The following is a 19331-nucleotide window of genomic DNA, read 5'->3' as shown; positions in this document are numbered from 1 at the left end:
TGAAGTTGTCTGTTAAATGTTGGCTTACTTCGTCAGGTCCGGACCGGACGAGGCGACCGCGGCCGGGGTGTCCGCGACGGCCGACTTCTCCTCGCCGCGGAAGGTGAACTTGGCTTCCTTGCCCTCGCCCTCCACGTCGACGACCACGATGTGGCCGGCCCGCAGCTCGCCGAAGAGGATCTTCTCGGAGAGGTGGTCCTCGATCTCGCGCTGGATGGTGCGGCGCAGCGGACGGGCACCCAGGATCGGGTCGTAGCCGCGCTTGGCCAGCAGCTTCTTGGCCTCGACGCTGAGCTCCAGGCCCATGTCCTTGTCCTTGAGCCGCTCGTCCACCTTGTCGATCATCAGGTCGACGATCTGGATGATGTCTTCCTCGGACAGCTGGTGGAACACCACGATGTCGTCGACGCGGTTCAGGAACTCGGGGCGGAAGTGCTGCTTGAGCTCCTCGCCGACCTTCGCCTTCATCCGCTCGTACCCGGTCTGGGTGTCACCCGTGGCCGCGAAGCCCAGGTTGAAGCCCTTGGAGATGTCCCGGGTGCCGAGGTTGGTCGTCATGATGATGACGGTGTTCTTGAAGTCGACCACGCGGCCCTGGGAGTCGGTCAGGCGACCGTCCTCCAGGATCTGCAGCAGCGAGTTGAAGATGTCCGGGTGGGCCTTCTCGACCTCGTCGAAGAGGACGACCGAGAACGGCTTGCGGCGGACCTTCTCGGTCAGCTGGCCGCCCTCCTCGTAGCCCACGTAACCGGGCGGGGAGCCGAACAGCCGGGAGACGGTGTGCTTCTCGGAGAACTCGGACATGTCGAGCGCGATCAGCGCGTCCTCGTCGCCGAAGAGGAACTCGGCGAGCGTCTTGGACAGTTCGGTCTTACCGACGCCGGACGGGCCGGCGAAGATGAACGAACCGCCGGGGCGCTTCGGGTCCTTGAGGCCCGCCCGGGTGCGCCGGATGGCCTGGGAGAGCGCCTTGATGGCGTCCTTCTGGCCGATGACGCGCTTGTGCAGCTCGTCCTCCATGCGCAGCAGCCGGGAGGTCTCCTCCTCGGTCAGCTTGAAGACCGGGATGCCGGTGGCGGTGGCCAGGACCTCGGCGATGAGCTCCTCGTTGACCTCCGCGACGACGTCCATGTCGCCGGCCTTCCACTCCTTCTCGCGCTTGGCCTTGGCCTGCAGGAGCTGCTTCTCGTCGTCGCGCAGGGACGCGGCCTTCTCGAAGTCCTGCGCGTCGATCGCGCTCTCCTTCTCGCGGCGCACGTCGGCGATCTTCTCGTCGAACTCGCGCAGGTCCGGCGGCGCGGTCATCCGGCGGATGCGCATTCGCGAACCGGCCTCGTCGATCAGGTCGATCGCCTTGTCCGGCAGGAAGCGGTCCGAGATGTACCGGTCGGCCAGGGTGGCGGCGGCGACCAGGGCGGCGTCCGTGATGGAGACCCGGTGGTGGGCCTCGTAGCGGTCGCGCAGACCCTTGAGGATCTCGATGGTGTGCGGCAGCGAGGGCTCGGCGACCTGGATCGGCTGGAAGCGGCGCTCCAGCGCGGCGTCCTTCTCCAGGTGCTTGCGGTACTCGTCCAGGGTGGTGGCACCGATGGTCTGCAGCTCGCCGCGGGCCAGCATCGGCTTGAGGATGCTGGCGGCGTCGATGGCGCCCTCGGCGGCGCCCGCGCCGACCAGGGTGTGCAGCTCGTCGATGAACAGGATGATGTCGCCGCGGGTGCGGATCTCCTTGAGCACCTTCTTCAGGCGCTCCTCGAAGTCACCGCGGTAGCGCGAGCCGGCCACCAGGGCGCCCAGGTCCAGCGTGTAGAGCTGCTTGTCCTTGAGCGTCTCCGGGACCTCGCCCTTGACGATCGCCTGCGCCAGGCCCTCGACCACGGCGGTCTTGCCGACGCCGGGCTCACCGATCAGGACCGGGTTGTTCTTGGTGCGGCGGGACAGCACCTGCATGACCCGCTCGATCTCCTTCTCGCGCCCGATGACCGGGTCGAGCTTGGCCTCGCGGGCGGCCTGGGTGAGGTTGCGCCCGAACTGGTCCAGGACCAGCGAGGTCGACGGAGTGCCCTCGGCGGGCCCGCCGGCCGTGGCCGACTCCTTGCCGCCGCTGGCCTGGTAACCGGAGAGCAGCTGGATGACCTGCTGGCGCACCCGGTTGAGGTCGGCACCCAGCTTGACCAGGACCTGGGCGGCGACGCCCTCGCCCTCGCGGATCAGGCCGAGCAGGATGTGCTCGGTGCCGATGTAGTTGTGGCCGAGCTGCAGGGCCTCCCGGAGCGACAGCTCCAGGACCTTCTTCGCCCGGGGGGTGAAGGGAATGTGACCGGACGGGGCCTGCTGGCCCTGGCCGATGATCTCCTCGACCTGCTGGCGCACCGCCTCAAGGGAAATCCCGAGGCTCTCCAGGGCCTTGGCGGCGACGCCCTCGCCCTCGTGGATCAGACCCAGGAGGATGTGCTCGGTGCCGATGTAGTTGTGGTTGAGCATCCGGGCTTCTTCCTGAGCCAGGACGACAACCCGCCGCGCGCGGTCGGTGAACCTCTCGAACATCGTTTATCGCTCCTCAGAGCGGTCGGGCAGTTCGGGGTCCGTCCCCGCCCTGTCCTTCCGCATGCTAGTCCCGCTCAGCGGCGCGGCCCACGGATTCACTCCCCCGGTAGAGGAGCGAGATGCTGCGCGACCAGCCGACACCAATCCCAACCTGATGCTGGGAATCGGTGTTCCCACAGGTGGGCCGGATGCACCGGAAACCGCTACGCCATCGGCGAACAAGAGCCGCCGGGGCGGAGCCGGACCCTCTTCGGCCGGTCGTACATGCTGCCCCTGGACAGGTCGAAGAACCCGTCCACCTGCATTCATACCCGGTATCGGGGCGGTTCTCGCGCAGTTTCCGCGGTGGCGGTGTTCGCCTGGCGAGAAGTCGGGCCGCGGTGGCGGTGGTTCGACGGCGGCCGGGGCCGGTTGTACGCCGTCCCGGGGTGTCCGCGTTACCGCTTCGCCCCTACAGCGTTGCACAGCTCGTGATTGTTCCGCCGCCCGAGCCCGCCGCCCCGGCCGCCGGTGCCGACGCGGCCGCCGGTACCGGTGGCGCCCCGGTCGTCCGGGTGCGCGCCGCGGGGCGCGGAGGTGTCCCCTCCGCGCCCCGCGCGTGTGTCGTCGGTGCCGTACGCGGTCGCCGGGGCCCCGCATCCGCTCCGGCGGGCCGGTGGCGCCGGGGTCAGGCCGCGTTGGCCTTGTCGTAGGCCTCGCGGACGGTGCTCGGCACCCGGCCGCGGTCGTTGACCTCCATGCCCTGCTCCTTGGCCCACGCGCGGATCTTCGCGGTGTCGGGAGCGCTGCCGGACGGGCGGGCCGCGGTGCCGCGGCCCGGACGCCGGGTGCCGGCGAGCCGGCCGCTCTGCTTGCGGCCCTTCTCCAGGTAGGGCGCCAGCAGACCGCGCAGCTTGTCCGCGTTGGCGCTCTTCAGGTCGATCTCGTAGGCAACGCCGTCGAGCGCGAACGTCACCGTCTCGTCCGCCGAACCGCCATCGAGATCGTCTTCAAGAATGACCTGCACCCTCTGTGCCACGGGCTTCCCTTTCCGCTAAACGACCCATTGCCTAAGGAAAGGAAAGCGCCTTTCTCCGGAAAACACAAACCCTTGACCGGCTCGGAGCCGCTCAGAGGTGCAGCAGCATGCGTGAGTTGCCCAGTGTGTTGGGCTTCACGCGCTCGAGGTCAAGGAACTCGGCGACACCTTCATCGTACGAGCGGAGAAGTTCTTCATAGACATCCGTAGCGATCGCCGCCGGGTCTGTCGTACCATCATCGGTTTCCTGGAGCTCCCCGATCTCGACGAAACCGTGTTTCGCGAAGAACGGAACCTCGAACGTCAAGCAGAAAATCCGACGGACGCCCAGCCAGCGAGCCGTCTGCACCAGCTTCTCCAACAGCAGGTGCCCGATCCCGAAGCCCCGGCAGGACGGATCGACCGCGAGCGTACGGACCTCGGCGAGGTCCTCCCACATCACGTGCAGGGCGCCGCAGGCCACCACCGCGCCGTTGTCGTCGCGTTCCGCGACCCAGAACTCCTGGACGGATTCGAACAGTGTGACTGTGGGCTTGTCGAGCAGAATGCCGTCGCGCGAGTAGGCGTCGATGAGCCCGCGTACGGTCCGTACGTCCGTGGTCCGCGCGCGGCGGATGGTGACCTCCATGGCGGGACGTTATCGCGTCGCGCCCGGCGCGGTCCCGCCGGTATCCGCTCCGCCGGTATCCGGGCCGCCGGTATCCGTGCCGTCCGCGGGGGATTCCGCGGCCGGCGGATCGGACGGGAACAGAGCCGCCACCCGCAACGCGTCCCGCAGTGCCTCGCGTTGCTCCGGCGACATCAGGCCGAAGAAGTGGACCAGCGCCGCCGCGGGATTGTCACTGGTGGCCCAGGCGTCGTTCATCAGGGCCGCCGTGTACGCCTCGCGCGAGGAGACCGGTTCATATCGATAGGCCCGGCCGGCCCGCTCGCGGCGCAACCAGCCCTTTCTGTGCAGCTTGTCCAGGACGGTCATCACCGTGGTGTACGCGATTTCGCGTTCCGACTGCAGATCCAGGAGAACCTCGCGAACCGTCACCGGTCGGTTCCACCGCCACACCCGGGTCATGATGGCGTTCTCAAGTTCGCCGAGTTGCCGGACCATAGTCCGCCAGGATAGGGAGTGAATGGGGCAAATCTTGTGAAGTGCGCCAAACCGGCGCGCCGCCACCCCCGGGAATCGGGAATGACGGCGCGCGGTGGTTCGGGCGGCTGACGGCGTCAGTCGATCAGTCCAGGTCTTCCTTGGCCTTCTGGGCCCCGCCCTGGCTGCGGACGATGGCCCGCACCAGGAATCCGAAGCCGATCGCCATGACGAGCGGCGGCACGATCGCGCTGACGTAGTCCATCAGGTCAGTCCTCCTCGGTCTTCTCCGCCGTCGCGGCGGAAGCCTTCGGTTCCGGCTTCACCAGCGGGAAGAGCACGGTCTCCCGGATGTTCTTGCCGGTCAGCAGCATGATCAGGCGGTCCACGCCGAGGCCGAGGCCACCGGTCGGGGGCATCGCGTACTCCAGGGCGCGCAGGAAGTCCTCGTCCAGCTGCATCGCCTCGACGTCGCCGCCGGCCGCCAGCAGGGACTGCGCGGTGAACCGGGCGCGCTGCTCGACCGGGTCGACCAGCTCGGAGTAGGCGGTGCCGATCTCGGTGCCGAAGATCACCAGGTCCCACTTCTCGGCCACGCCGGCGACCGAGCGGTGCTGGCGGGTCAGCGGGGAGACCTCGGTCGGGTAGTCCTTGATGAAGGTCGGCCGGACGGCGTTCTCCTCCAGCAGCCGCTCGACCATCTCCAGCACGATCTGACCGTGGCCCCAGTCCTTCTCGAACGGGATGCCGTGCTCGGTGGCCAGCGCGCGCAGCTCCTCGACGGTGGTCTCCGGGGTGACCTCGACGCCCAGGTGGGCGGAGATGCCCGGGTAGACGCCGACCTCCTCCCACGGCTCGGCCAGGTCGATCTCGTGCTCCACGCCGTGCGCGTCCACGCCCTTGATCACCGTGGTGCCCAGGGCGTCCCGGGCGGCGTTGACGATCGTCTCGCGGATCAGCTCGGCCTGGGTGTTGTAGTCGCCGTACGCCTCGTACGACTCCAGCGAGGTGAACTCGGGGTTGTGGGTGGCGTCCGCGCCCTCGTTGCGGAAGTTGCGGTTGATCTCGAAGACCTTCTCGGCGCCGCCGACCACCAGCCGCTTGAGGTACAGCTCGGGGGCGATGCGCATGTAGAGGTCGATGTCGTACGCGTTGATGTGCGTCTTGAACGGACGGGCGTTGGCGCCGCCGTGCACCGGCTGCAGCATCGGGGTCTCGACCTCGATGTAGCCGCGGTCCTCGTAGGTGCGGCGGATCGAGCGGACGACCTTGCTGCGCAGGTGCAGGATCTCGCGCGCCTCGGGGTTCACGATCAGGTCGAGGTAGCGCTGGCGGACCCGGGCCTCCGGGTCGGTCAGGCCCTTGTGCTTGTCCGGCAGCGGACGCAGGCACTTGGCGGTGAGCTCCCAGCGGTCCACCATCACGGACAGCTCGCCGCGCTTGGAGGTGATCACCTCGCCCTCGACGCCGACCTGGTCGCCGAGGTCGATGTCGGCCTTCCAGGCCGCCAGCCGCTCGGCGCCCAGCTTGTCCAGGGAGAGCATCACCTGGAGGTCGCCGCTGCCGTCACGCAGGGTGGCGAAGCAGAGCTTGCCGCCGGTGCGGGACAGGATCACCCGGCCGGTGATCCCGGCGCGCTCGCCGGTCGCGGTGTCGGGCTCGAGGTCCGGGTGCTTGGCACGCAGGTCCGCGATGGTGCTGGTACGGGGGAATCCGACCGGGTACGGGTCGACCCCGGCCGCCCGGAGCCGGTCCAGCTTCTCGCGCCGGACGCGCATCTGCTCGGGAAGGTCGTCGGTCGCGGGAACAAGACTCTGATCGCTCACCCCACAAGGGTAGCCAGCCGTACGCCGTGCTCCGCGACCGGATGACACCGGAGGGGAGACCGTCGGGTCGACGGCCTCCCCTCCGGGGGTGGGGCGGGGCGGGATCAGCCGGTGCCGGTGCGGAGTTCGATCTCTTCGGGGGACTGGTCGGCCGGTGGGGCGGGGTGGGTCGGGGGCTTGGGGCGGCGGCCGAAGAGTTCGGCCGGGGTGGGCATCCGGTGCGGGCGGGGCGGGGTCTGCGTGGCGGCGGGCTGCTCCGGGCGGGAGTCCCGGGAGTCGGTGCTGCTCATCGTGGTCCGTCCTCCTACAGGGGTGGGGTGACTGCTCGGTGGTGCGGCGGGGTTCGGTACGGCCACCAGGTGGCGGGGGTGCCCGGTGGTGAGCGCGAGCCGCTCGCGGACGGCGGCCTCGGCCAGTGCGTGGCAGCGCCCGGCCAGTCGGGAGCGGCGGGCCCGCTCGCCGTGGCCGCAGGGCTGGCGGGACAGCCCGCGCAGCGCGGTGAGGTCCTCGGGGCCGGGCAGGTAGCCGTCGGTCACGGCCTCCTCCAGCCGCTCCAGGTAGCCGGCGGCGCTGCCGGGGAGGGCGGCGCGGTAGCGGCCGAGGTCGGCGAGCAGGAAGGCGCGCAGTCGGCCGCCCTCCTGGACGGCCTCGTCGATCGCCTCGGTCAGACGCAGGGCGTCCTGGACGTCCTCGGCCCACAGCTCGGCGCCCGGCCCGGCGAACGCCGTCCGGTCGGGCAGCTGGAGGTGGACGGGGACTGCGGGGTGCAGGGCTTGGGCGAGGGCTCGGCGCAGCACGCGGACTTCGTCGGCGCTGAAGGCCATGCCGCCGCGCGATCCGTGTGGCGTAGGCATGGGCTGACACTACGTGACGAATATCCGATTTGTCGGTAACGTCGCGCGGAATTCCGCACGATCGGCCCGGCCGGGCTCAGCTCGTCGGTCGGTTGCGCTCGTACACCAGGCGCAGGCCGATCAGGGTCAGCCACGGCTCGTGCTCGTCGATGGTGGCGGCCTCGCCGAGGACCAGCGGCGCGAGGCCGCCGGTGGCGATCACCTGGACGTCGTCCGGGTCCTTGGCCAGCTCCCGGGCCATCCGCTCGACCAGGCCGTCGACCTGCCCGGCGAAGCCGTAGAGGATGCCGGACTGCATGCCCTCGACGGTGTTCTTGCCGATCACGTTGCGCGGGCGGGCCAGCTCGATCTTGCGCAGCTGGGCGCCGCGGACGCCGAGCGCCTCGACCGAGATCTCGATGCCGGGGGCGATCGCGCCGCCGACGTAGTCGCCGCGGGCGTTGACGGCGTCGAAGGTGGTCGCGGTGCCGAAGTCGACCACGATGCACGGGCCGCCGTACAGGTGGTTGGCGGCCAGTGCGTTGACGATCCGGTCCGCGCCGACCTCCTTGGGGTTGTCCATCAGGACGTGCACCCCGGTCTTCACGCCGGGCTCCACGATCACCGCGGGGACGTCGCCGTAGTAACGGCGGGTCACCTCGCGGAGCTCGTGGAGCACGGCGGGGACGGAGGAGCAGATCGCCAGGCCCTCCACCGCGGCCTCCCGGACCGCGGTGTGGTTGCCCATCAACCCCTGCAGCAGCACCGCCAGTTCATCGGCCGTGCGGCGCGGATCGGTGGAGATCCGCCAGTGTTCCACCACTTCCTCGCCGTCGAACAGGCCGAGTGTGGTCTGGGTGTTGCCGACGTCGATGGTGAGGAGCACGGGGACGCTTTCTGCGAGTCGGGACGGGATCGGGGCAGGAACCGCTCTCGACCTGACGGTCAGGCGCGCAGGTCCAGGCCGATGTCCAGGATCGGCGAGGAGTGGGTCAGCGCGCCCACGGCCAGGTAGTCGACACCAGTCTGGGCGACCTCGCGCGCGCTGGCCAGGGTCAGTCCGCCGGAGGCCTCCAGCTTCGCCCGGCCGGCCACCAGCGCGACGGCCTCCTTCAGCTGGTCGACGGTGAAGTTGTCCAGCAGGATGAGGTCCGCCCCGGCGTCCAGCACCGGCGGGATCTGCGCCAGCTCGTCCACCTCGACCTCGACCGGCAGCTCCGGGTACGCGGCCCGGACGGCCCGGAAGGCCTCGGCCACGCCGCCGGCCGCGACCACGTGGTTGTCCTTCACCAGGGCGGCGTCCGAGAGCGCCATCCGGTGGTTGGCGCCGCCGCCGCAGCGGACCGCGAACTTCTGCAGCGCGCGCAGGCCCGGGGTGGTCTTGCGGGTGTCCCGGACGACCGCGCCGGTGCCCTCCAGGGCGTCCGCCCAGGCCCGGGTCGCGGTGGCGATGCCGGACAGGTGGCAGAGCAGGTTGAGCGCGCTGCGCTCGGCGGTCAGCAGGTCGCGGGTGCGGGAGCGCACCGACAGCAGCACCTGGCCGGCCTCCACCCGGTCGCCGTCCTGGACGTGCCGCTCGACCTCGAACTCGTCCTCGCAGACCAGCGAGACGACCGCCTCGGCGACCCGCAGACCGGCGACCACGCCGGCCTGGCGGGCGGTGAAGTCGGCGGTCGCGACGGCCTCGGCGGGCACGGTGGCGACCGAGGTGACGTCCTCGCCGCCGGCCAGGTCCTCGGCCAGCGCCAGGGTGGCGATGTCCTCGACCTCGATCGGGTCCAGCCCGGCCGCCTCCAGCAGCTCGGCGAGCTGCGGGTCCAGGCCGGTCTCGTAGCCCTCGCCGTCCCCGCAGGCGCAGCCGTCGCCGCAGCCGCCCTGGTCGGCCAGCGGGAGTTCCTCGTGCGAGTGGGTCATGGTTCTACTGCTCCTCGGGGGTGCTGACGGGGTCGCCGGACGCGGCGAGGGTGGTGATCAGGTGGCGCCGCCAGTGGGCGTCGTCGCGCTCGGGGAAGTCCTCGCGCCAGTGGCAGCCGCGGGTCTCCTCGCGCTGCGCGGCGGCCGCGACCAGTGCGGTGGCGACCAGCAGCAGGTTGGCGGCCTCCCAGGTCTCCACCCGGGGATCGGCCGGCTTCTCCTCGGCCACGTGGAAGTGGGCCTGCTCGGCGAGCAGGGCCAGCCCGGCCGCGGTGTCGGCCATCGAGGCGGCGGAGCGCAGGATGCCCGCGCCGCGCGACATCAGCCGCTGGATCTCCGCCCGGGCCTCGGACGGCGGCAGCGGGACGGGCTGCGCGGCGCGCGCGGCGGCGACGTCGACCGCGCGCTCGGGCAGCTCGCCGGCCGCGTGCCGGCCGGCCAGGTCGGCGGCGATCCGCTCGGCGAAGACCAGGCCCTCCAGCAGCGAGTTGGACGCCAGCCGGTTGGCGCCGTGCACCCCGGTGCAGGCGACCTCGCCGCAGGCGTACAGGCCGGGGACGGTGGTGCGGCCGTGCCGGTCGGTGCGGACGCCGCCGGAGGCGAAGTGCGCGGCCGGGGCGATCGGGATCGGCTCCGTGACCGGGTCGATGCCGTTGGCGCGGCAGAAGGCGAGGATGGTCGGGAAGCGGTGCTCCCACATCTCGGCGCCGAAGTGCCGCCCGTCCAGGAACATGTGCTCGGCGCCCTGCTCCTGCATGCGCCGGGTGATCGCCTTGGCGACGACGTCGCGCGGGGCCAGCTCGGCCAGCTCGTGCTGCCCGACCATGAAGCGGACACCGTCCGCGTCGACCAGGTGGGCGCCCTCGCCGCGGACCGCCTCGGAGACCAGCGGCTGCTGGCCCTCGGCGTCCGGGCCCAGCCAGAGCACGGTGGGGTGGAACTGGACGAACTCCAGGTCGGTGACGGTGGCGCCGGCCCGCAGCGCCAGCGCCACGCCGTCGCCGGTGGAGACCGCCGGGTTGGTGGTGGCGGAGAAGACCTGGCCCATGCCGCCGGTGGCGAGCACCACCGCGCGGGCCCGGACGGCGCCGACGCCGTCGCGCTGGCCCTCGCCCATCACGTGCAGGGTCAGCCCGGCGGCGTGGCCCTCGGCGTCGGTCAGCAGGTCGAGGACGAGCGCGTGCTCGATCAGCTCGATGCCGGGGTCGGTGCGGACGGCGGCGACCAGGGCGCGCGACACCTCGGCGCCGGTCGCGTCCCCGCCCGCGTGGACGATCCGGCGGCGGTGGTGGCCGCCCTCGCGGGTCAGCAGGACCTCGCCGTCCTCGCCCCGGTCGAACAGGGCGCCGGTGGCGATCAGCCGGCGGACGGCGTCCGGGCCCTCGGTGACCAGGGTGCGTACGGCCTCCTCGTCACAGACGCCGGCGCCGGCCACCAGGGTGTCGTCCAGGTGCTGCTCGGGGGTGTCCCCGTCGCCCAGGGCGGCCGCGATGCCGCCCTGGGCCCAGCGGGTCGAGCCCTCGTCCAGCATCGACTTGGTGACCACCATGGCCCGCAGGCCGGCCTTGCGGACGTTGAGGGCGACGGTGAGACCGGCCACCCCGGAGCCGACCACGACCACGTCGGTGGTGGCGGTCCACCCGGGGTTCGGGGCGGTGAGGCGATGGGTAACGGACATGGCTCAGTGGCTCCTTCAGCGCGTGGCGGCGGTGACCGCGCCGTCTTCGCCACGGTACGCCGCGTCCCCGCGGAGCAGTCCGGTGCCCTCCTGGGCCTCGGCCGGGTCCCCGCCGAGGCCGGTGATCCGGTTCCGCTCGTCCACGAAGACGACCTTCGGCTCGTAGCCCTTGGCCTCGGCCGTGTCCATCTGCCCGTAGGCGATGAGTATGACCAGGTCGCCCGGGTGGACCAGGCGGGCGGCGGCGCCGTTGATGCCGATCACGCCGGTGCCGCGCGGGCCGGCGATGGTGTAGGTCTCCAGCCGGGCGCCGTTGTTGATGTCGACGATGTGGACCAGCTCGCCGGGGAGCAGGTCGGCGGCGTCGAGCAGGTCCTCGTCCACCGTGACCGAGCCGACGTAGTGCAGGTCGGCCTGGGTCACGGTGGCCCGGTGGATCTTGGACTTGAGCATGGTGCGGAGCATTGCGGGTCACGCCTCCTGTGAGTGCATGCCTGAAGGGGGGTTCTTACTGCCGGTGCCGCCGGACGAGCCGTCGGTGCTACCGGACGATCATGCGGACGTTGTCGATCAGGCGGGTCGAGCCCACCTTCGCGGCGACGGCCAGCACCGCCTCGCCCTGGAAGTCGTCCGCCGCCTCGGTGAAGGCGTGCGGGTCGATCAGGGCGAGGTAGTCGAGGGTGACGCCCTCGGCGCCGTCCAGGACGGCGGAGGCGGCCTCGCGCACGGCCTTCGGGCCCTGCGCGGCGACGTCCCGGCCGGCGAACAGCGCCTTGGACAGGGCGAGCGCCTGGCCGCGCTCCTCCTCGGAGAGGTAGCGGTTGCGCGAGGACAGCGCCAGGCCGTCCTCCTCGCGGGCGGTCGGCACGCCGACGATCTCGACGTCGAAGTCCAGGTCGGCGACCATCCGCTGGATCAGGGCCAGCTGCTGGGCGTCCTTCTCGCCGAAGAACGCGTAGTCCGGGTCGGTGATGTGCAGCAGCTTGGCGACGACGGTCAGCACGCCGTCGAAGTGGCCGGGGCGGGTGGCGCCCTCGAAGCGCTCGCCCATCGGGCCGGCCGCCAGGCGCACCTGGGGCTCGCCGTTCGGGTAGACCTCGTCGACGGACGGCGCGAAGACCACGTCGGCGCCGTTCTCCTCGGCCAGCTTCACATCGGCGTCCAGGGTGCGCGGGTAGCGCTCCAGGTCCTCGGCCGGGCCGAACTGCAGCGGGTTGACGAAGACCGTCACCGCGACCCGGCCCTCCCGGCCGACCTGCTTGCGGGCGGCCCGGATCAGCGCGGCGTGGCCCTCGTGCAGGGCGCCCATGGTCATCACCACGGCGTTGTCCACCGGCTGCTCGTCCGGCCAGAACGCGGCCTCGAAGTCGTCCACGGTGTGGGTGACCACGGCCCGGTGGACCTTCGGCGCCCGCTGGGCCTTGCTCGGCTGCTTACCGCGTGCCATCTAGCGCTTCTCCTCGTTCAGTACGTCCAGCAGCGCCGCCGCCGACGCGTCGTCGATCGTCCCGTTGGCGAGCGCCCGCTGGGCGGTGGCACGGGCCATCGCGCGGTAGGCCGCCGGGATGTCCGGGGACACCGTACTGAGCTGCGCCAGGTGGCGCCGTACGGTGCCCGCGTCGCCCCGGGCGACCGGGCCGGTGAGGGCCGCGTCGCCGGAGCGCAGGCTGTTGTCCAGGGCGGCGCCGAGCAGCGGGCCGAGCAGTCGGCCGGGCTCGGCGACGCCGGCCGTGCGCAGCAGGTCCATCGCCTGGGCGACCAGGGTGACCAGGTGGTTCGCGCCGTGGGCGAGGGCGGTGTGGTAGAGCGGGCGGACCTCCTCGGGGACCCACTCGGGCTCGCCGCCCATCTCCACCACCAGGGCCTCGGCGACCGGCCGCAGCTCCTCGGGGGCGGTCACCCCGAACGGGCAGCCGGCCAGCCGGGCGAGGTCGACGGAGGTGCCGGTGAAGGTCATCGCCGGGTGCAGGGCCAGCGGCAGCGCCCCGGCCCGGGTGGCGGGCTCCAGGATGCCGACGCCGTGCGCGCCGGAGGTGTGCACCAGCAGCTGGCCGGGGCGGACGGCGCCGGTGGCGGCCAGGCCGGTGACCAGGTCGGCCAGCGCGTCGTCCGGGACGGTCAGCAGGACCAGGTCGGCGGCGGCCATGACCTGCGGCGGGGTGACGATCCGCACGCCCGGCAGCAGCGCCTCGGCGCGCCGGCGGGAGGTGCCGGACACCCCGGAGGCGGCGACCACGGTGTGCCCGGCCAGCTGCAGGGCGGCGCCCAGCGCGGGGCCGACCCGGCCGGTGCCGACCACGCCCACGGCCAGCCGGGCCGGGCGGTTGCCGGGGTCGCGGGGATCTCCGAAGGCCGGGTCGCCGAGGCCGTCGGCGAGCGGGGCGAACTCACCGGAGTCGGCGAAGTCGGACGAGTCCATGTCCACCCTTGTCCTGAATGACCGTTCCGGTCCATCTGCGGGTACCGGACGTACCGCCCCAGTGTACGGGCGGCCTCAGTCGGAGGCCCCGGCCCGGATCAGTCCGAGGCCCCGGCCCGGATCAGCCCGGCCTCGTACGCCAGCACCACCGCCTGGACCCGGTCGCGCAGCCCCAGCTTGGCCAGGATCCGGCCGACGTGGGTCTTCACGGTGGCCTCGGAGAGCACCAGTCGGGCCGCGATCTCGCCGTTCGACAGGCCCTGGGCGACCAGCAGGAACACCTCCCGCTCGCGCTCGGTCAGCGGGCCCAGGACGTCCGAGCCGGGGGCGCTCTGCGGGGTGGGCAGCACCTCGGCGAAGCGGTCGATCATCCGGCGGGTGGTGGTCGGGGCGACCACGGCGTCGCCGCCGTGCACCGCGCGGATCGCGGCCACCAGCTCGGTCGGCGGGACGTCCTTGAGCAGGAAGCCGCTGGCGCCGGCCTTGAGCGCGGCGAAGGCGTACTCGTCCAGGTCGAAGGTGGTGAGGATGAGCACGTGCGGGGCGTCCGGCAGCGGGCTGCCGTCCTCGGCGAGGCAGATCCGGCGGGTCGCCTGGACGCCGTCCAGGCGGGGCATCCGGACGTCCATCAGGATCACGTCCACCTTCGTGTGCCGCAGCAGCTCCACGGCCTGGGCGCCGTCGCCCGCCTCGGCGGCGATCTCGATGTCGCCCTGCGACTGGAGGATCATCCGGAAGCCGGTGCGCAGCAGCTCCTGGTCGTCGACGAGCATCACGCGGATGGTCAAGGTGGCTCCTAACAGGGGGCGGGGGGTTAGTGCGCCGTCTTGAGCGGGAGGACGGCGCGGATCCGGAAGCCGCCGCCGGGGCGGGGGCCCACGTCGAGGCTGCCGCTGACCATGCCGACCCGCTCGCGCATGCCGATCAGGCCGTGGCCCAGGCCGTCGGTGCCGCCGGCGGCCAGCTGTTCGTCGGTGCTGCCGCGGCCGTCGTCCTCGACCAGGACGGCCAGTTCGCGGTCGCCGAAGTCGACCGCGACCCGGGCGTGGACGTCGGGGCCGCCGTGCTTGCGGACGTTGGTCAGCGCCTCCTGGACGATCCGGTAGACCGTCAGCTCGACGCCGCGCGGCAGTTCGCGCGGGTGCCCGGAGGTCGCGTAGTCCACCTGCAGCCCGGCGGTGCGGACCTGCTCCAGGAGGTCCGGCAGCTCCTCGACGCCCGGCTGCGGGACGTACTCGTCGGCGGTGTCCGCGGTGCGCAGCACGCCCAGCAGGCGGCGCATCTCGACCAGGGCCTGCCGTCCGGTGGAGGCGATGGTGCCGAGCGCCTCCTTCGCCTGCTGCGGGGAGTTGTCGAGCACGTAGGCGGCGCCGTCGGCCTGGACGATCATCACCGAGACGTTGTGGGCGACCACGTCGTGCAGCTCACGGGCGATCCGGGCCCGCTCGGCGGCGACCGCCACCTTGGACTGGGCGTCCCGCTCGCGCTCCAGCCGGGCCGCGCGGTCCTCCAGCTCGGTCAGGTAGGCGCGGCGCACCCTGGTCAGCCGGCCCCAGGCCCAGCAGAGGATGAACGGGGTGCTCATCAGCAGGGCGTACAGCACCGACTCGCCGAGGCCGAACGACCGGGAGACGTAGTGCCCGCCGCCGGTGGCGACCGTCTTGGTCGGGTGCAGCCGCCAGAACTCCAGCGGCCCGGCGGCCAGGCCGGCCACCAGGGCGAGCCGGGAGGTCCACTTCTGGCCGAAGGCGGCGCCGGTGTAGGCGAACACCAGGTAGGCGATGGCGGAGCCGCCCGGTGTGACGTCGGCGGCCACCTGGCCGAGGCCGATGCCGGTGGCCGCGGCCACGGTGACGTCGGGGAAGCGCCGGCGGAAGACCATCAGCAGCGGCAGCAGCACCGCGATCAGGAGCTCGGAGTCGCGGCCCCAGCCGTCGTCGGGGAAGTCGCCGTTCGGCAGCAGGCCGAGGAGGAGCACGAACGACGCCCAGACGGCGTCGACCACCATGGGGTGACGGCGGAGCCAGGCGTTGAGTCGATGCACGTGTCCAGCCTAGGCAGTCGCGCGAGGTGCCCAGGTCCGCCGGTAGGGCGATCCGCCCTACTCCGTAGGTCGGAGACGTCATGGCTCCGGTTGGGAGGGGTCGCCCGGTGCCGGGTAGCGTCCCGCCCCATGACGTGGATGCGGTGGGCGCCCGCCATGGAACGGGCCCTGTACGACCGGGACGGCGGCTTCTACCGCAGGCCGGAGGGCCCGGCCGGGCACTTCCGCACCTCGGTGCACGCCTCGCCCCGGTTCGCCCGTGCGGTGGCACGGCTGCTGCTGGAGGTTGACGCGGCCCTCGGTCGTCCGGAGGAGCTGGCCCTGGTCGACGTCGGGGCCGGGCGGGGGGAACTGCTGACCGGGGTGCTGGCCGAACTGCCCGGCGAGGTGCTCGCCCGGCTGCGCCCGTACGGCGTGGAGCTGGCGGCGCGGCCCGACGGACTTCCGTCCACAGCCCTGTGGACGGCGGAGCCGCCGCGCGGGGTGACCGGGCTGCTGTTCGCCAACGAGTGGCTGGACAACGTGCCGCTGGACGTCGGCGAGGTGGACGACGACGGGGTGCTGCGCTACCGGGAGGTGGACACCGGGACCGGTGCGGAGCGCCTCGGCGAGCCCGTCTCGGCGGCGGACGCGGCCTGGGCCGAACGCTGGTGGCCGGTCTCCGAGCCCGGCGAGGTGGTGGAGTTCGGCGCCCCCCGGGACGCGGCCTGGGCCCGGGCCGTGGCCGGGCTGGACCGCGGACTGGCCGTCGCCGTCGACTACGGGCACACCGCGGGGCGGCGGCCGCCGTTCGGCACCTTCACCGGGTTCCGGGACGGCCGGGAGGTCGCCCCGGTGCCGGACGGCTCCTGCGACGTGACCGCGCACGTCGCGCTGGACGCCGTCGCCGTCCCCGGTCTCCACAGCCTGTGGACAACCCAGCGCGAGGCCCTGCGCGCGCTCGGGGTCGGCGGCGGACGCCCGCCGCTGGCGCTCGCCTCCACCGACCCGGCGGCCTACCTGCGGGCGCTGAGCGGGGCGGGGGAGGCGGCCGAACTCACCGACCCGGGCGGGCTGGGGGCCTTCGGGTGGGTCCTGCAGGCCGTCCGCATGCCGCCCCTTGACATCTTCGAGAGGGCGGAAAGCCTGGCGGCCCTGCCGGGATGGCAGACTCTGGGGTCATGAGGGAGACCACGGTCGGCATCGGGGCGGGAGCCGAGAACTTCACCGGCGAGGCGGGCACCACCGACATGGTGCTCAACATCGGCCCGCAGCACCCGGCCACCCACGGCGTGCTGCGGCTGCGGCTGCTGCTCGACGGCGAGCGGATCGTCACCGCCGAGCCGGTGATCGGCTACATGCACCGCGGCGCGGAGAAGCTCTTCGAGGCCCGTGACTACCGGCAGATCATCATGCTGGCCAACCGGCACGACTGGCTCTCCGCCTTCTCCAACGAACTCGGCGTCGTGCTCGGCGTCGAGCGGATGCTCGGCATGGAGGTCCCCGAGCGGGCGGTGTGGGTCCGCACCCTGCTCGCCGAACTCAACCGGGTGCTCAACCACCTGATGTTCCTCGGCTCCTACCCGCTGGAACTCGGCGGGATCACCCCGATCTTCCACGCCTTCACCGGCCGCGAGGACCTCCAGCACGTGCTGGAGGAGGCCTCCGGCGGGCGGATGCACTACATGTTCAACCGGGTCGGCGGCCTCAAGGAGGACCTCCCGGCCGGCTGGCTCGGCCGGGTCCGCACCGCCGTCGCCACCGTCCGCTCGCAGCTGCCGGTCTTCGAGGACCTCGTCCTCGGCAACGAGATCTTCCGCGCCCGCACCGCCGGCGTCGGCATCCTCACCAGGGCCCAGGCCGAGGCCTACGGGGTCAGCGGCCCGATCGCCCGGGCCAGCGGACTCGACCTCGACCTGCGCCGCGACGAGCCCTACCTCGCGTACGGCTCCGAGGAACTGCGGCAGGTGCTCACCGTCGTCACCCGCGAGGAGGGCGACTGCCTGGCCCGCTTCGAGTGCCTGCTGGAGCAGACCCTCAACTCGCTGGACCTCGCCGACGCCTGCCTCGACAAGCTCGCCACCCTGCCGCCCGGACCGGTCAACCAGCGGCTGCCCAAGGTGCTCAAGGCGCCCGAGGGCAGCACCTACGCGTGGACCGAGAATCCGCTCGGGATCAACGGCTACTACCTGGTCTCGCGCGGCGACAAGACGCCGTGGCGGCTCAAGCTGCGCTCGGCGTCCTTCAACAACATCCAGGCGCTCACCGAGCTGCTGCCGGGGACGCTGGTGGCGGACATGGTGGCGATCCTGGGGTCGATGTTCTTCGTGGTCGGCGACATCGACAAGTAGGCCGGTGCCGGTGAGTGGGCCAACACACCGGCGGGCTGGCCGTCAGGCCTTCTTGTCCTTCTTCCGGGCCGGGTCCGCCGGGTGCGGGGCCACCTTGCGGTCGCCCTTGGTGGCGATCCGCTCCTCGCACAGCCCGGCCAGCACCTCGTACGCCGCCTTGCCCATCAGCTCGGTGAGCTCGGGGCGGTAGCTGACGTACACCGGCACCGCGCCCTGGTGCGCGGCCGGGGCCCCGGTGCACCACCAGTGCAGGTCGTGGCCGCCCGGGCCCCAGCCGCGGCGGTCGTACTCGCCGATCGAGACCTGGAGGTAGCGGGTGTCGTCGGGGCGGTCGATCCAGTCGTAGGTGCGGCGGACCGGCAGCTGCCAGCAGACGTCCGGCTTGGTCTCCAGCGGCTCGCGGCCCTCCTTGAGGGCGAGCGCGTGCAGGGCGCAGCCGGCGCCGCCCGCGAAGCCGGGGCTGTTCACGAAGATGCAGGCGCCGTTGACCCGGCGGGTCTGGCGGTCGCCGTCCTCGTCCAGCATGGTGACGCCGCCGTCCGACCGGAGCCGGCCCTTGGCGTCGGTGCCCTCGGCGAAGTTCTCCCACAGCTCGGGCGTCAGCCGGGCCGCGTGCCCCATGACGCGCTTCTCGTCGTCCTCGTCCGAGTAGTGGGCGCCCAGCGTGCAGCAGCCGTCGGACTCGCCGCGGCCCTCGCGGATGCCGTGGCAGCCCTGGCCGAAGACGCAGGACCAGCGGGAGGTCAGCCAGGTGAGGTCACAGCGGAAGACCTGCTCCTCGTCGGCGGGGTCGGCGAACTCGACCCAGGCGCGCGGGAAGTCGAGCGGGACCTCGTCGCGCGGGATCTCGCGGCGCAGGGTCGGCATCGCGAGGTCGACGGGGGCGGGGGAGGCCTTCGGCTTCGCCTTGGCCTTCTTCTGGGACGTTTCTGCTGGTGCCACCCGGCAAGGGTAGAGCTTTCCGGGGGCGTACGGGCCCGTGGTCGCGCCCGGGTCGCGCCCGGGTCGCGACCCGGGGTCTCCGCCGGGGCGCGGTGAAGGCGGGGTGAAGAGGTCCGGTCCCGGCCGCGGGCGTGCCTAGGATGGCGGCCGGTCCGCTACGGGGAGGTACGGGGATGGCAGGCGGCAGCACCGGGAAGACCGACGGCGACGGCGGCTCCTTCGCCCTCAAGCCATGGGAACTGCACGGCGAGGGGCGGGAGTTCGAGAAGCTCGGGCGCGAACTTGGCAAGGCCGTGGGCACCCTGGAGAAGGACCTCGCCGCGCTCGGCACGCCCTGGGGAACCGACCAGCCCGGCAGCGCCTTCGCCGCCGTGTACGGCCCGGCGCGCGGCGAACTCCTCGGCGGGCTGACGGCGTTGGCCGGCCAGGTGGGGGGCGTCGGCGCCGGACTGCACACGATGGCCGAGCGGACCACCGACACCGACACCTCGACCGCGGACGGCTTCGGGGGCACCCCCGGCTCGTCCGGCCCGACCGGCCCGGTCGTCCGACCGGCCGTCTATTCGGGAGCGGCCGTGCATCCGGGATCGGCCGGGTACGCGGAGCCGGCCGTGAATGCGGAGCCCGGGGCAACCCCGGGGGCGGCACCGGCCGTCCCCCAGGACATGTCGGTCTGAACGGCCCGGCTCGAAGGGGGAG

At 72.4% G+C, this 19331-nt stretch carries 18 protein-coding genes; 3 read left to right on the top strand and 15 right to left on the bottom strand.

The annotated features are described in order from the left end of the window. Positions 1-24: 24 nt before the first annotated feature. From ACZ47G_RS01865 to ACZ47G_RS01800, 14 genes are all read right to left on the bottom strand, one after another. Entirely contained in the window at positions 25-2544 is a 2520-nt protein-coding gene (locus ACZ47G_RS01865) for an ATP-dependent Clp protease ATP-binding subunit (RefSeq protein WP_380456196.1), read from the bottom strand. 667 nt (positions 2545-3211) lie between these two features. Next, entirely contained in the window at positions 3212-3562 is a 351-nt protein-coding gene (locus ACZ47G_RS01860) for a histone-like nucleoid-structuring protein Lsr2 (RefSeq protein ID WP_380456198.1), read from the bottom strand. Between the two features lie 91 nt (positions 3563-3653). Continuing rightward, positions 3654-4190: an amino-acid N-acetyltransferase gene (locus ACZ47G_RS01855; RefSeq protein WP_465739470.1), complete on the bottom strand. Its 537-nt coding sequence runs from the start codon at positions 4188-4190 to the stop codon at positions 3654-3656. A gap of 9 nt (positions 4191-4199) precedes the next feature. After that, positions 4200-4667, bottom strand: a complete 468-nt coding sequence (locus ACZ47G_RS01850; RefSeq protein WP_465739469.1) for a BlaI/MecI/CopY family transcriptional regulator — start codon at positions 4665-4667, stop codon at positions 4200-4202. Positions 4668-4915: 248 nt separating this feature from the next. Then, entirely contained in the window at positions 4916-6472 is a 1557-nt protein-coding gene (gene lysX, locus ACZ47G_RS01845; protein ID WP_465739468.1) for a bifunctional lysylphosphatidylglycerol synthetase/lysine--tRNA ligase LysX, read from the bottom strand. A 104-nt stretch (positions 6473-6576) separates the two neighbouring features. Next, entirely contained in the window at positions 6577-7326 is a 750-nt protein-coding gene (locus ACZ47G_RS01840; RefSeq protein WP_465739467.1) for a hypothetical protein, read from the bottom strand. A gap of 76 nt (positions 7327-7402) precedes the next feature. Further along, positions 7403-8191 carry a type III pantothenate kinase gene (locus tag ACZ47G_RS01835; RefSeq protein ID WP_380456208.1) on the bottom strand — a complete coding sequence of 263 codons (789 nt, stop codon included), beginning with the start codon at positions 8189-8191 and terminating at the stop codon, positions 7403-7405. 59 nt (positions 8192-8250) lie between these two features. Next, positions 8251-9219: a carboxylating nicotinate-nucleotide diphosphorylase gene (nadC, locus tag ACZ47G_RS01830; protein WP_465739465.1), complete on the bottom strand. Its 969-nt coding sequence runs from the start codon at positions 9217-9219 to the stop codon at positions 8251-8253. A gap of 4 nt (positions 9220-9223) precedes the next feature. Further along, the gene (locus tag ACZ47G_RS01825; protein WP_465739464.1) at positions 9224-10897 is read right to left on the bottom strand and encodes an L-aspartate oxidase; all 1674 of its coding nucleotides are present in this window, start codon (positions 10895-10897) and stop codon (positions 9224-9226) included. Between the two features lie 15 nt (positions 10898-10912). After that, on the bottom strand, positions 10913-11362 hold the full coding sequence (panD, locus tag ACZ47G_RS01820; RefSeq protein WP_380456214.1) for an aspartate 1-decarboxylase: 450 nt from the start codon (positions 11360-11362) through the stop codon (positions 10913-10915). Between the two features lie 76 nt (positions 11363-11438). Then, complete coding sequence (gene panC / locus ACZ47G_RS01815) at positions 11439-12344, bottom strand: pantoate--beta-alanine ligase (protein ID WP_465739463.1); 906 nt, start codon at positions 12342-12344, stop codon at positions 11439-11441. Then, positions 12345-13316, bottom strand: a complete 972-nt coding sequence (locus ACZ47G_RS01810; protein WP_380456218.1) for a Rossmann-like and DUF2520 domain-containing protein — start codon at positions 13314-13316, stop codon at positions 12345-12347. Positions 13317-13414: 98 nt separating this feature from the next. Continuing rightward, positions 13415-14104 (bottom strand): response regulator, encoded by a 690-nt coding sequence (locus ACZ47G_RS01805; RefSeq protein WP_380456220.1) that lies wholly within the window; start codon positions 14102-14104, stop codon positions 13415-13417. A gap of 26 nt (positions 14105-14130) precedes the next feature. Continuing rightward, positions 14131-15360: a sensor histidine kinase gene (locus tag ACZ47G_RS01800; RefSeq protein WP_465739462.1), complete on the bottom strand. Its 1230-nt coding sequence runs from the start codon at positions 15358-15360 to the stop codon at positions 14131-14133. Between the two features lie 129 nt (positions 15361-15489). Here ACZ47G_RS01800 and ACZ47G_RS01795 point away from each other — a divergent pair, with 129 nt between their 5' ends. Together ACZ47G_RS01795 and ACZ47G_RS01790 are read left to right on the top strand one after the other, a co-directional pair. After that, the gene (locus ACZ47G_RS01795; RefSeq protein WP_465739461.1) at positions 15490-16524 is read left to right on the top strand and encodes an SAM-dependent methyltransferase; all 1035 of its coding nucleotides are present in this window, start codon (positions 15490-15492) and stop codon (positions 16522-16524) included. Further along, on the top strand, positions 16521-17690 hold the full coding sequence (locus tag ACZ47G_RS01790) for an NADH-quinone oxidoreductase subunit D (protein WP_380456223.1): 1170 nt from the start codon (positions 16521-16523) through the stop codon (positions 17688-17690). The genes ACZ47G_RS01795 and ACZ47G_RS01790 overlap by 4 nt, the downstream gene beginning before the upstream one ends. A gap of 42 nt (positions 17691-17732) precedes the next feature. On the opposite strand, the gene ACZ47G_RS01785 is transcribed toward ACZ47G_RS01790, so the two are convergent. After that, complete coding sequence (locus ACZ47G_RS01785; RefSeq protein WP_465740017.1) at positions 17733-18557, bottom strand: DUF3109 family protein; 825 nt, start codon at positions 18555-18557, stop codon at positions 17733-17735. A gap of 248 nt (positions 18558-18805) precedes the next feature. Between ACZ47G_RS01785 and ACZ47G_RS01780 the strand changes: the two genes are divergently transcribed. After that, a complete protein-coding gene (locus ACZ47G_RS01780) occupies positions 18806-19309 on the top strand; it encodes a hypothetical protein (RefSeq protein WP_465739460.1) in 504 nt (167 codons plus the stop codon). Positions 19310-19331 lie beyond the last annotated feature (22 nt).

This window comes from Kitasatospora sp. NPDC030952 (assembly GCF_055571335.1).
The sequence above is the reverse complement of the archived record's forward strand: the minus strand, read 5'-3'. Positions and strand labels throughout refer to the sequence as shown.